Raw genomic sequence first — 12,906 nt, forward strand, 5'->3', positions numbered from 1 at the left:
TGTTTGCCAGCGCAGTGAGATTATAGGGGGCGCGCGCGGCGCGCGATAGCGCGCCGGTGGAGGAGTTAGTGGTGGTCGTCCTGCGGCATATGGCGGTAGATGTAGATCCCGCTCAGCAGGGTAAAGACCAGCGTGAGGGCGGTTAAGCCAAAGACCTTGAAGTTCACCCAGATATTCTGCGGCAGCCAGAAGGCGATATAGATATTGGCCAGCCCGCAAAGGATAAAGAACACCGCCCAGGCCAGGTTAAGCCGCGACCAGACCTGCTGAGGCAGGGCCAGCTCTTTGCCCAGCATGCGCTGGATCAACGGCTTTTTCATCACCCACTGGCTGAACAGCAGCGCGCCAGCGAACAGGGCATAGATCACCGTCACCTTCCATTTAATAAACTCATCATTGTGGAAGAAGAGAGTTAACCCGCCGAAGACGGCCACCAGCACAAAGGTGATCAGCGCCATTTTTTCGACTTTACGGTAGCGTACCCAGCTGTAGATCAGCACGATAGCGGTCGCGACGATCAGCGCGGTGGTGGCGGCGTAGATATCGTAAAGCTTATAGAAGGCAAAGAAGACCACCAGCGGTAAAAAATCCAGAAACTGCTTCATACATCGATCCCGTCTTTCAGGACGGACCGGGGAAGACCCCGATCCTGGTTAAGATTAGTTGCGGATAAGCATATACACGCGGAATAAATAGATCAGCAACAGGGCGGATATCAGGTTGCTGATGGTATTGATGACCACCGCGCCGACGTTTGGCGTCAGGACAGCAAAGCTGGAAGCGAACAGTAACAGCAGGGTTTTTGCCACCAGCCAGCCAATGATAGCCGGCGCCACCAGCCGCAGATTGGCCCACGCCAGACGCATGCTGCTGCGCATGGCGCTGAGGATACCCATTTTGTCCTGCACCAGCATGATCGGCGCAAAGGCCAGCACGATGGCCAGCAGCACGCCGGGCACCAGGACCAGCATCATCCCCATCTGCACCAGGAAGGTAGTGAAGAGGATCAACAGCAGCAGCTTCGGCAGCACCGAGGCTGAGGCGCCGATGGCACGCAGGGCGCTAACGCGATGACCGGCGGAGACCAGCTGGATCAGCAGCAGAACGCCGCCGGCGAGGATCGCATTGCCCACCAGACCCGAGAAGGTTGATGCCGCCGAGGCGCGCAGCAGAACCTGCTGCTGCTCCGGCGTCATGTTCTGCACCAGCTCAAACAGCCCGGCGCTACCGGCGAGGTTATCGCCTTCGCTGAGTATCGACAGCTGCTCGTCACTGGGTGAAAAGGCATGGCCAAGTACTACCGTAATAAACGCGCACAACAGCGCAATCAGCAAAATGGTAATGAACTGATTACGAAAAAAATTCCCGGTGTCACGGTAGACGGACTTCGCCGTGATAGACATGCATTCTCCTTGAGTGTCGCAGGTGTTAACTAGCCGGCGATTGTACCGCAAATCGTTCCGTCGTAGCACTCTCTGCACCATTCAGGGCAGGTATATCTTTGTAAAGAGGCCGCAATGGCGGTAGGCCATAGCGCGCCCGCGCCCGGTTGCAGGCGTCATTTTCCTCACCATTCTCACCGGACATGGCGAATTCGCGGCACGGTGAGGGACGGTTTTCATAAATAGTGCAGTGGACGGCGTCACCGATGTCGCCTGACAGCGCCGCGCAGCGGCTCTGGCGCTGGTTGGTGCCGCTCATGCAGCGCAGGAAAGGGGTCAGCGGCTCGGTCAGCGCGGAAGGCACCAGGCCACCCGCGTCGTCGGCTTCCGCCCAGTAGAAAGAGACACGAAAATACGCACAACAGGCACCGCACGTCATGCACGGGTTGATTTCACTCATAATTACACCTGAAAAAAACGCATCAACACAGATTGTCGGCAGTTAACTTATCCAGCCGCTTTTGCGGCGGCAAGAGGGGGAGAAATATTTTTTTCACGGAAAGTGAAAATTGATGTGAGAAGGATTCAGGGTGTTTCGATCGGTAGCAAAAATTAATCTGGATCAATAAATGTTAAATCTAAGGTTTTAGTGTGATCTAAAACAGATCAAACGTAACTCGTTATAGGTATATTTGGCCGCGCTGAAAAACCATAATGAGGAAGTGGATATGAAGAAGTTAGCAGCGGCGGCATTAATTCTTAGCACGCTTTCCACCGGCAGCGTCTGGGCGCATGAAGCGGGTGAATTTTTCATTCGTGCCGGGACCGCCACCGTCCGACCGACGGAGGGCTCTGACAATGTGTTAGGCAGCCTTGGCAGTTTCAACGTCAGTAACAACACCCAACTGGGTTTAACCTTTACCTATATGGCCACCGATAACATCGGCGTGGAGCTGCTGGCGGCAACGCCGTTCCGCCATAAGGTCGGCACCGGGCCAACCGGGACTATCGCCACCGTCCATCAGTTGCCACCCACCCTGATGGCGCAGTGGTACTTTGGCGATGCGCAAAGCAAGGTGCGCCCGTACGTGGGGGCGGGTATTAACTACACCACCTTCTTTAATGAAGACTTTAACGATACCGGCAAGGCGGCCGGGCTTTCCGATCTGAGCCTGAAGGACTCCTGGGGCGCGGCGGGGCAGGTCGGCCTCGATTATCTGATTAACCGTGACTGGCTGCTGAATATGTCGGTGTGGTACATGGATATCGATACCGATGTGAAATTCAAAGCCGGCGGCGTGGACCAGAAAGTCAGCACCCGTCTGGATCCGTGGGTGTTTATGTTCTCCGCGGGTTATCGATTTTAAATCCTGCTGAAAACTGGCCAACGGATGGCCAGTTCATTGTCACGTCACACCTGTCTGCCGCAAGCCTTCGCCATCGATAGCGGATCACACTTCCGTCCACTGGCGCAGCAGGTTGTGATACATGTTGAGCAGGGAGAGGACCTCTTCTCCGTCGCCAAAGCGGGCCTTCAGAGACTGGATGGTACGGTCCAGGTCGTAAAGCATTGCGCGCTGCTTATCGTCGCGGACCATCGACTGGATCCACAGGAAAGAGGCCTGACGTACGCCGCGGGTGACCGGGGTGACGCAGTGCAGGCTGCTGGCGGGATAGAGCACCAGATGCCCGGCCGGGAGCTTCACCCGGTGCTGGCCATAGGTGTCTTCAATCACCAGTTCACCGCCCTCATAGCTCTCCGGCTCGCAAAGAAACAGCGTCGCTGACAGGTCAGTGCGCATCCAGCCCGCCTCGCCGTTCTGGCGAACGGCGCCATCGACATGAAAACCGTAGGTCTCCCCTGGCCCATAGCGGTTAAACAACGGTGCGGAAATCGTCCGCGGCAGCGCGGCGGAAAAAAACTGCGGGTGGCCGCGCAGCGCGTCGAGCACGGCGGCTTGCAGGCGGGCATACAGCGGCGTACGGGTATCGATCTGCTGGTTCTGTTTGACGGCCGCCCCCTGGCTGCCCACCGTAACCCGTCCGTCGACCCACTCGGCCTGCGCCAGCTGCCGGGTAAATTCCGCCACCTGGTCTGCCGATAGCACGTCAGGAATGTGATACATCATCGCGGTGTTCTCTCTAAAAGGTGGGGCGCAACGGCCCCACGCACAGACTCAGAAGTGGACGTTCGCCGTCAGCATAAAGGTACGGGGTTCGCCCGGATGATAGCGATAGCCGCTCTTGTTGATGGAGGCCACGTAATCGGTATCAAACAGGTTGTACATATTGAGCTGCAGATCGAGGTTGCTGTTGACCCGATAGCCCAGTTTGGCGTCGGCGACCCAGTAGCCCTCGGTGTGATCCGGGGTACCGACCGCGCCATCGCTGCCCCGGCGCAGGCTTCCGACATAGCGCACACCGCCGCCGACGGACAGATCGCTGGTGGCCTGATACTGCGTCCACAGCGTAAAGGCATGTTTCGGGGTGTAGGCCAGGGCGGAAGATCCATCCTGCGCTACGTTCTGTCCCTCCGTCACTGTCGCATGCTGCTGCGTGTAGCCGGCGATGATCGTCCAGTCCGGGGTCAGGTTTCCGGTTGCGGAGAGTTCATACCCCTCCACGCGCTTTTTGCCGTACTGCGACCAGGTTCCGTCATCGTTGGCGGCCACTTCGTTTTCAATATCGGTACGGAATAACGCCGCGTTGAGCAGCAGACGGTTGTCGAAGATTTGCCACTTGGTGCCCAGCTCGCTGGATTTCGCCTTCTGTGGCTTAAAGTCGGTTCGGTTGGCGCTGTTGCCGCTACCGCTGGCGGCCAGGGCGAAACTGCTGCCCCCCGGCGGCTGCTGTGAGATGGCGTAGTTGACGTAGACATTGCCCTGCTCGGTTAAGCGGTACAGTGCCCCGGCTTTCCAGTTAACCAGATTGCCGGATTTGGCGGTATCCACGGTGGTGACCGGGCTGCCCGTCGACTGGCCGGGCGGGCAGGCGATAGCCCCGCGTCCGCTGCCGCCGCAGGCGGTGGCGCTGTCATATTTAGTATGATAATTGTCGAGACGTAGCCCGCCGTTGACCTCAATCCGTTCGGTCAGCGTCAGCGTATCGAAGGCATAAATCCCGAAGGTATCAGTCTGGCCGTTGGCATTCGCTCCGTTTCTGTCCAGCCCGCCAATCGACAGGTTGCTCACCGGATGGTAGAGATTCACCGCCGGCGCGGTCATGGCGTTAACGCCATAGTTGGTCTGGTTTTCCCGGGTAAACTCCACGCCGGCGCTGACGTCATGGCCTATCGAGCCGGTATTGAAGGTCGAGGTGATATTGGTCTGGTTGGTCAGAATGCGGTTGCTGACATCTTTGGTATTAACCAGACGCGACCAGCTCCAGGTGTTGACGTCATTGATATCGGGGGCGGTGATATTGCTCGCGCCCCCCATCACCGCGGTCAAAAGATACTCCTGTTTCACCCGCGACCAACGGGTGGTATTGCGCACGGTGGTATTGTCCGTCAGATCGTGTTCGAAGCGCAGGGTGCCGCTGTCGGTGGTGGATTTATCATAATCGGAGTCGGTGCCATAGAAATTGTTGGTATCCACCTTCCCGGCGGAATTGAGCGCGGCATATTTCGGCGAAGGTGCCGAATAGCCCGGCAGGCCGACGGTGGGGATCCCGCCATCCGGGGTGTTGTTCTGCCGGACATGCAGATAGTTCAGATACAGACGAGTTGGGGTATCGAGTCCGAAGGCCAGCGATGGCGCGATGCCATAGCGTTCGTTTTCAATGTGGTCCCGACCGGCGTCATGAGTTTTTTCCCCCATCAGGTTCAGACGGAACGCGGCGTTGTCGCTAAACGCCTGGTTCAGGTCGAGCGTTCCCCGACGCGACCAGGCGCTGCCGATGCTGGCCGAACCGTCGATCCCGGAGTCAAGGCGCGGCTGCTTGCTGATCATATTGATCGATCCGGAGGGCGCGCTGCGGCCATAGTCCGTGCCGGCGGGTCCTTTGATGACTTCCACCTGCTGGGTATTGAAGGTATCGCGCGTCACACTGCCGATGTCGCGGATGCCGTCCACATAGATGCTGTTAGAGGTATCCACGCCGCGCATGTAGATGGCATCCCCGGTGGTTGAACTGCCATTCTCGCCGGCATAAAACGCCCCGACGCCGGGGACGTTTTTGAGGGCGTCAGTCAGGTTGGTGACGCCCTGATCTTTAATCACCTGTTCCGGGATCACGGTGATGGTGCGGGTGGTATCGACCAGCGGTTTATTGAACTTGGGATCGGCGGAGGCGCCGGGAGAGTAGAGTGAGGGCGGAGTGGCTTCCACCACCAGCGTCTCTTCACTATTTTTGACTGATTTTTCCGCTGCGATGCCCGTTGCCGGTGAGGCCCCCAGACACAGACCCGTAAACAATGCCAATGAGTTGAAACTGCCAAACGGCAGAGAAGCGTTTTTTTCCATGATAAATGCAGGCTTATTTTTTGTTATGAGCACATACCACACCGCGCAAAAGCGACGTTTTTCGTCGTCTGGCTTGCGCTGACCCGGTGTGATTCTATAAATGATAAAAAGAATAGTTATCATTCGCCTTAATATTTACATAGAAATGTTGACGTTTAAACATATTTCTTCATCGCGATTTACATAGTTCATAAATTTTGAACGAAAAGGGCGGGGATGAAGCAAAAGAGCGGCTGGAAGAGGCCGGTGACAGGCCGCGCCGCGAGGTGACAGGCGCCAGGGCTAACCCGGCGCTTCGTGGTTTTTGGCATAAAAGATGCCCTCCTTCTGCGCGAGGAGAACGCCGTTCTGGAAATTGGTGTAATGAAAAATAGCGGCCCACCGATCCCTCTGCAGGCACTGTTCCGCGACCGCGTTATTGGGGGGACGACCAGCGAGCGTTCTCCCGCCGCGTGACGGAGAACAATGCCGCGCCGTATGTCGCCTGGAGCAAGCGCCGGGCCACTGCTGGCTGCGGCAACTGGTGCGTGAGGTGTGTGTCGCCAGTAAAAAAAAAGCCCGCACAAGTGCGGGCAAAAATACTGGAAGCAATGTGAGCAATGTCGTACTGAATACCTGAGTTATTTACTCAACCATTCAGTAATGAGAAAGATAATATTTCTCATTTAAGATATCAACCCCATCTTTTGTGCGGAAGCGATTTTTTATCCGAGGGTGAAAACCGTACGCTTCTGACTGTCGTCCCGCGGCCAGGCCGCCGCGATCTCCTGCAGCGGCCGCGGGGTGGTGGCGATGGTGAATTTACCCGGCACCGCCGCCTGCAGCATTTCACCTGTCGCCGCCAGCAGCTGCGGCATCGACAGGCTACCGATACCGCTGCCCATCAGCACGAGCGGTGCGGAACGCAGAACTGCGCCATTTAACGCGATATCGGCGCCAGCCAGGGACCCCACCTGCACATAGCGCACCGGTCTGCCGGCTGGGGTATATTTCGCCAGGGCCGGCAATAACACTTCCGCGCTGTGTCCCCACAGGTAATCGATGACCACGTCAATCTGCGCGGCGCTGGTCGCTGAAAATTGCCCGCTCAATGTTTTATCATCAGCGGTTAACTGAATACACTCATCGGCGTCCAGCGCCGCCAGCGTCTGCGCATTCCGTCCGGTTGCAATGATTTTTTTCGCCCCCAGATAGCGGGCAATCTGCACCGCCAGCTGACCGGCGCTGCCGGTGGCGCCGTTAATCAGCACCGTTTCACCGGCCTGGAGCTGGGCGCGAGTCACCAGAGACGCCCACGCGGACATGCCGGGATTGGCCATCGCCGCGGCGCTAACATCATCGAGCGCATCCGGCACCGGCAGGCAACTCTGCAGGGCAACCGGCGCCTGCTGCGCCATACTGCCGAAGGGGGCGGTGGGGAAGGCGAAATAGACGCGCTGGCCCTGAGGTGTGGTGCCGACGCCATCGATACCGGGCACAAAGGGCAGATTGCCGTCGAAGCTGTAATGGCGTCCGGATGCGCGGGCCTTAACCACATGGCTCAGCGCGGCGGCGCGGACGTCAATGAGCGTCTGGCCGGGCGCGGGCTGCGGGTCGATAAAATCGGCCCAAACCGGGCCTTCTGCGAGGTCAAAAACCACGGCTGCTTTCATAAATTATCTCCTGTCGGGAATTATGTGTAAAATACACATATTGTTTTGCAGCACTATACGCGGAAAATTAATATATGCAAGATGCACATAATGACTACGACATTACCGACTTTCACGGCGCGCTACTGGATATCATCAGCGTGATGAACCAGCCGCTGCGCGACGAGCAGATCCTCCAGGCGGCTGGCGTCCAGCTGGAACAGATGCTGTTTCCGCTGCTGGTGGCGGTAGGGCGCCATGGCCCGGTGGGGGTTGTTGAGCTGGCGGATCATTTAGGGCGCGATTACACCACCGTCAGCCGCCAGGTAAAAAAACTGGAAGCCCAGGGGCTCGCCTGTAAGCAACCTAACCATCATGACCGACGGATCAGCGAAGTGACGCTTAGCGCCAGCGGAAAACAGATGATCAACAGTATTGCGGTAGCGCGGCGGCGGTTAATGAATCAGGTGCTGGCGCAGTGGCCGGAAGATGAAGTGCAGGCGCTGTTTCGCTTAACGCGCAAATACGCCGACAGTTTGCAGCAACCGAGCTAAATTCTCGCGTGCTGCCGCCCTGGCGCAACAATCATCTTGTTCGTCACAAATCACGGGTCAGCTCGTCGATGTTGTCGGAAAGTATCTCCAGCAGGGATCGTACATAGATATTGTTATTTCCCTGATGCCACATCGCGCTGAGGGGAAGGCCTTCGATATGTTTTTTGGGCGTGAGCGCAAGGTATTTCACGCCGTCCGCATTCATGTCTTTATAGGATGCAGGCACCAGAGCAATGCCGAGTCCTGCGGCAACAAAACTCAGGATAGTCTGCTTCTCTTCAGCATACTGCGCGATAACAGGCATGCTGCCACCTTCCTTGAAAATATTCATTGTCAGGTCATGGCTGTGACGCCGGGTGCGTCTTTCCGGCAAGATAACAGGCTCGTACCGAAAGTCATCGATACTGACTTCATCATAACTGACCAGCCGGTGGTTAGTGGGCACGGCGAGCACGCAAGTTTCATTGGCGATAAATCGCGTAGTCAGCATGGCATCAATGTGTTCCGGCGGGCGCACAAAAACCACATCCAGCCACCCTGAAATGAGTCGGGGGATAAGTTTGTGAGATTTATCTTCTGTAAGATGAATATCTGCTTCAGGAAAACGCCTGACGAAAAGATTAAGCAATTCAGGAAGTAATCCTTTGGCTGCGCTGTCGATAGCCCCGATCCGCAACGTTCTTTTCTGCAACAGGCTATTTTTCCGGAATCGCTGCCGTAGCGCATCGAAATCAGCAATGACCGTTTTGGCCTCATTTAAAAAGGCGGCGCCTTCAGGTGTTAGCGACACGTTGCGGGTCGATCGATTCAGTAGCCTGATCCCCAAATCATCTTCCAGTAGCTTAATAAAGCGACTCAGTGACGCAGGCATCATTTCGAGTTTACGGGCAGCCCGGCCAAAGTGAAGCTCATCACCTAATACCACAAAGCAACGTAGCTGATTTATATCCATTTTTTCACCAAAACCTGATTATACAAATTATTTATATAAAGCCGTGCCGATGATAAAGCGGTTCAAAACTTCATACTGGGATTATTACAAAACGATAACAACCCTACATCACTATGGAGCATCCCGTCATGAAAAACGACCTCGAAAAGAAGGTGATGCGTAAGGTTACCCTGCGCATTATTCCTTTCATCATGCTGCTGTACTTCATTGCCTTCCTTGACCGCGTCAACATTGGCTTTGCCGCCCTGACCATGAATCAGGATCTGGGATTTTCACCCACCGTTTTTGGTCTGGGCGCTGGCATTTTCTTCCTGGGTTATTTTCTGTTTGAGGTACCGTCAAACTTAATTCTTCATAAAGTGGGCGCCCGCATCTGGATCGCCCGCGTCATGATCACCTGGGGGTTCGTCTCTGGCTGCATGGCTTTTGTGCAGGGCACGACGAGCTTCTACATTCTGCGTTTTCTGCTCGGCGTGGCGGAAGCCGGTTTCTTCCCGGGTATCATTCTCTATCTCAGCTACTGGTTTCCTGCCGCCAGGCGTGCGCAGGTCACTGCCATCTTTATGGCCGCAGCCCCCCTGTCGACAGCACTGGGATCGCCGGTTTCGGCCGCTTTGCTCGAGATGCATGGCTTCCTCGGCTACGCCGGCTGGCAGTGGATGTTTGTACTGGAAGCTTTCCCGGCGCTGGTGCTCGGTGTTGTGGTTTTGTTCTTCCTGACGGATCGTCCGGCCAAGGCCAAATGGCTGACTGATCAAGAGCGTGCCTGGCTGGAAAACGCCATGCAAGACGAGGAGCGGGCGCGGGCGGCAAAACAGAGCCATTCCAGCGCATGGCGGGGACTGGCGGATATACGCGTCCTGGCGCTGGCGCTGGTCTATTTCGGTACCTCAGCCGGGCTGTATACGCTTGGCATCTGGTCCCCGCAAATCATTCGCAGTTTCGGTGCTTCCTCGCTGGAGATTGGTTTCCTGAACGCCTTTCCGGCGGTGATCGGCGTCATCGCCATGATCCTCTGGGCGCGTCATTCCGATCGAACCAAAGAGCGCAGCTGGCACGTCATTGGCGCCTGTCTGCTGGCGGTTGGCGGGCTGATATACGCCGGTAATGTCAGCACATTGTTTACCGTGATGCTTGCCTTAACGCTGGTCACTGTGGGGATTAGCGCATCAAAACCCCCTCTGTGGAGCATGCCAACCCTGTTCCTCAGCGGCCCGGCTGCGGCCGCTGGCATTGCCGCTATCAACTCCATCGGCAACCTCGGTGGTTTCGTCGGCCCGATGATGATTGGCGTGATCCGCGAGCAAACCGGTAGCTACAGCTGGGGCCTGTATTTTGTCGCCGGATTGCTGGCGCTCTCGGCCCTCGTGGTCGTGATTCTTTCTGCCAGAGCGAACAAATCGCCGACGGCAGAGCTTCCACATCCTCATACTCATTAACTGGAGAAGTAACGATGCGTCACTACAAAATTGCTGCCATCCCTGCGGACGGTATCGGACCGGAAGTCATTTCGGCAGGTATTGAAGTCTTGCACGCGCTGACGCGCCACGATCCGCAACTGAAATTTGATATAGAGACCTTTGACTGGGGGTCAGACTATTACAAAAAACATGGCGTGATGATGCCGGAAGAAGGGCTGAACATGCTGAAAGCATTCGATGCCATTTACTTCGGCGCGGTGGGGGCACCGGATGTCCCTGACCACATCACACTCTGGGGCCTGCGGCTGCCTATTTGCCAGGGCTTTGACCAGTACGCCAATGTGCGACCCACCAAAATTCTGCCGGGCGTCACCTCACCGCTGCGCAACCGCGGGCCTGGCGATCTTGACTGGGTCATCGTGCGCGAAAACTCCGAAGGTGAATATTCTGGTAACGGCGGCCGTACGCACCGTGGTTTACCTGAAGAAGTCGGTACCGAAGTGGCAATCTTTACCCGTGTTGGGGTGACACGCATTATGCGCTATGCCTTCAGACTGGCGCAGTCCCGTCCACGTAAGCTGCTGACCGTGGTGACCAAATCCAACGCCCAGCGCCATGGTATGGTGATGTGGGATGAGATTGCCGCTGAAGTGGCGCAGGAATTCCCGGATGTGCAGTGGGACAAAATGTTGGTCGATGCCATGACGCACCGTATGACGTTGCATCCCCAGACCCTGGATACCATCGTTGCCACCAATCTGCACGCCGATATCCTTTCCGATCTGGCTGGCGCGCTGGCGGGTAGTCTGGGCGTAGCGCCGACCGCGAATATTGATCCTGAACGCCGCTTCCCTTCCATGTTCGAACCGATCCATGGTTCCGCATTCGATATCACCGGCAAAGGGATTGCGAACCCCATTGCCACTTTCTGGACCGCGGTACAGATGCTTGAACATCTGGGCGAACGCCATGCCGCTGCGCTGATTATGGAAAGCATTGAGTATGTGTGTGAAAAAGTCATTCTGACGCCAGATGTCGGTGGCTCAGCCAATACCGCGGAGGTGACACGCGCCGTGGTGCACTACATTGACGCTAAAGCTGACATTGCCGAGACCGCATAACCATGAATAACGAACAGGCTGCAGAGATCCTGCAGGATATCTTTCAACATGCGGTCAACAGTGCCCGCGCCGGGCCGGTGACCCTGGCTAACCTGCCGGAAAAACCTCGCGGCCGTTGTGTGGTGATCGGTGCGGGTAAAGCGTCCGCGGCAATGGCGGCTGCCGTGGATGCGGCCTGGCCGGATGTGGCGGTGTCGGGCGTGGTGGTGACGCGTTACGGTTACGCGGTTCCTGCGGGCCGCATCCGCATTATTGAGGCGGCTCATCCCGTATCAGATGCCATGAGCGAGGTTGCCGCAATGCTGATTGTGGAGACGCTGCGCGGTTTAACTGCCGATGATCTGGTGCTGGCATTGATTTCAGGGGGAGGATCGGCGCTGATGGCGCTGCCCGCCCCGGGGTTAACGCTGGCAGATAAGCAGACCATCACCCGGGCCCTGCTCCATAGCGGGGCCAGCATCAAAGAGATGAATCTGGTACGTCGTCATCTCTCAGCGGTGAAAGGCGGAAAGCTGGCGACCATGGCGCAACCAGCGCGCATCGTATCACTGATTATCAGCGATGTGCCTGGCGATGATCCGACGGACGTAGCGTCTGGCCCCACCGTTGCCGATAACAGCGCACCACGTGATGCGCTCCGGGTACTGCAGCGGTATGGCATTGCGATCCCGAAGCCCGTTAGCGAACGGCTAAACCAGCCGGCCGGCCCGGTGGAAAACGCCGCGACAGGCGAGGTCAGGCTTATCGCAACGCCGGCGATGGCGTTAGCGGCGGCGGGGCTGGCCGCACGACAACATGGGCTCACCCCCCTTATTTTGGGGGATGCGATAGAAGGTGAAAGCAGGGAAGTGGCGGTGGTCATGGCCGGTATGGCGAAATCGGCGAAGCAGTATGGTCACCCGATTTCAGGGCCTGCTGTACTGTTGTCAGGTGGCGAAACCACGGTGACAGTAAACAACACTCCGCCTGGAAAAGGGGGCCGCAATACCGAGTTTTTACTCAGTCTGGCCTGTGCGCTCCAGGGGGAACACGGTATCTGGGCCATGGCGGGAGATAGCGATGGTATTGATGGCACAGAAGATGCCGCAGGTGCGATCGTCTTCCCGGATACGCTTGCGCGCGGCAAGCTGAGCGGTCTTAATGCAGTGCAATATCTGGATGGCCATGATAGTTACTGCTATTTTCACGCGCTTAATGATTTGCTGATCACCGGCCCGACGTTAACCAACGTCAATGATATTCGGGCAATATTGATTGCCTGACTGTATCGCTCTCCTGTGCCAGGGAGAGCGATATTTTTTCCTTTCAACATAGTTCAAATCTTCGGCATCCGCCCGCCATCCATTTCCACGTTAAAGCGCATCGCCTGGCGCCAAGGTGTC

The 12,906-nt window shown here is 56.8% G+C and carries 12 protein-coding genes; 5 read left to right on the forward strand and 7 right to left on the reverse strand.

The features are described 5' to 3' along the window. Window positions 1-65: 65 nt before the first annotated feature. The 3 genes from NKJ21_RS01590 to NKJ21_RS01600 are packed head-to-tail and all read right to left on the reverse strand — an operon-like array spanning window position 66 to window position 1,842. Window positions 66-605, reverse strand: coding sequence for a septation protein A (locus NKJ21_RS01590; protein ID WP_008807761.1), 540 nt, complete (start codon window positions 603-605; stop codon window positions 66-68). A gap of 54 nt (window positions 606-659) precedes the next feature. Further along, window positions 660-1,403, reverse strand: a complete 744-nt coding sequence (locus tag NKJ21_RS01595; RefSeq protein ID WP_032754086.1) for a YciC family protein — start codon at window positions 1,401-1,403, stop codon at window positions 660-662. A gap of 25 nt (window positions 1,404-1,428) precedes the next feature. Continuing rightward, window positions 1,429-1,842 (reverse strand): YkgJ family cysteine cluster protein, encoded by a 414-nt coding sequence (locus tag NKJ21_RS01600; protein ID WP_032754088.1) that lies wholly within the window; start codon window positions 1,840-1,842, stop codon window positions 1,429-1,431. 268 nt (window positions 1,843-2,110) lie between these two features. Between NKJ21_RS01600 and ompW the strand changes: the two genes are divergently transcribed. Then, complete coding sequence (ompW, locus tag NKJ21_RS01605; RefSeq protein ID WP_012542066.1) at window positions 2,111-2,749, forward strand: outer membrane protein OmpW; 639 nt, start codon at window positions 2,111-2,113, stop codon at window positions 2,747-2,749. A gap of 84 nt (window positions 2,750-2,833) precedes the next feature. Here the strand turns inward: ompW and ybiX are convergent, their stop codons facing one another. From ybiX to NKJ21_RS01620, 3 genes are all read right to left on the reverse strand, one after another. Next, entirely contained in the window at window positions 2,834-3,511 is a 678-nt protein-coding gene (ybiX, locus tag NKJ21_RS01610; RefSeq protein WP_008807765.1) for a PKHD-type hydroxylase YbiX, read from the reverse strand. Between the two features lie 48 nt (window positions 3,512-3,559). Next, window positions 3,560-5,845 carry a catecholate siderophore receptor Fiu gene (locus NKJ21_RS01615; protein WP_032754093.1) on the reverse strand — a complete coding sequence of 762 codons (2,286 nt, stop codon included), beginning with the start codon at window positions 5,843-5,845 and terminating at the stop codon, window positions 3,560-3,562. 704 nt (window positions 5,846-6,549) lie between these two features. Beyond that, complete coding sequence (locus NKJ21_RS01620; protein WP_032735352.1) at window positions 6,550-7,497, reverse strand: zinc-binding alcohol dehydrogenase family protein; 948 nt, start codon at window positions 7,495-7,497, stop codon at window positions 6,550-6,552. A gap of 74 nt (window positions 7,498-7,571) precedes the next feature. Here NKJ21_RS01620 and NKJ21_RS01625 point away from each other — a divergent pair, with 74 nt between their 5' ends. Beyond that, the gene (locus tag NKJ21_RS01625; protein ID WP_032735353.1) at window positions 7,572-8,030 is read left to right on the forward strand and encodes a MarR family winged helix-turn-helix transcriptional regulator; all 459 of its coding nucleotides are present in this window, start codon (window positions 7,572-7,574) and stop codon (window positions 8,028-8,030) included. Between the two features lie 43 nt (window positions 8,031-8,073). Here the strand turns inward: NKJ21_RS01625 and NKJ21_RS01630 are convergent, their stop codons facing one another. After that, complete coding sequence (locus NKJ21_RS01630; RefSeq protein WP_008807770.1) at window positions 8,074-8,982, reverse strand: LysR family transcriptional regulator; 909 nt, start codon at window positions 8,980-8,982, stop codon at window positions 8,074-8,076. 128 nt (window positions 8,983-9,110) lie between these two features. On the opposite strand from NKJ21_RS01630, the gene NKJ21_RS01635 reads away from it, so the two are divergent. From NKJ21_RS01635 to NKJ21_RS01645, 3 genes are read left to right on the forward strand one after another with little or no spacing between them, the layout of a single operon-like run. Then, window positions 9,111-10,421, forward strand: a complete 1,311-nt coding sequence (locus NKJ21_RS01635) for an MFS transporter (RefSeq protein ID WP_032735354.1) — start codon at window positions 9,111-9,113, stop codon at window positions 10,419-10,421. 14 nt (window positions 10,422-10,435) lie between these two features. After that, window positions 10,436-11,524 (forward strand): tartrate dehydrogenase, encoded by a 1,089-nt coding sequence (locus NKJ21_RS01640; RefSeq protein ID WP_254732661.1) that lies wholly within the window; start codon window positions 10,436-10,438, stop codon window positions 11,522-11,524. A gap of 2 nt (window positions 11,525-11,526) precedes the next feature. Then, window positions 11,527-12,786, forward strand: a complete 1,260-nt coding sequence (locus NKJ21_RS01645; RefSeq protein WP_022065857.1) for a glycerate kinase — start codon at window positions 11,527-11,529, stop codon at window positions 12,784-12,786. Window positions 12,787-12,906 lie beyond the last annotated feature (120 nt).

The organism is Klebsiella sp. SWET4 (assembly GCF_024296565.1).
Classification (GTDB): Bacteria; Pseudomonadota; Gammaproteobacteria; order Enterobacterales; family Enterobacteriaceae; genus Klebsiella; species Klebsiella variicola.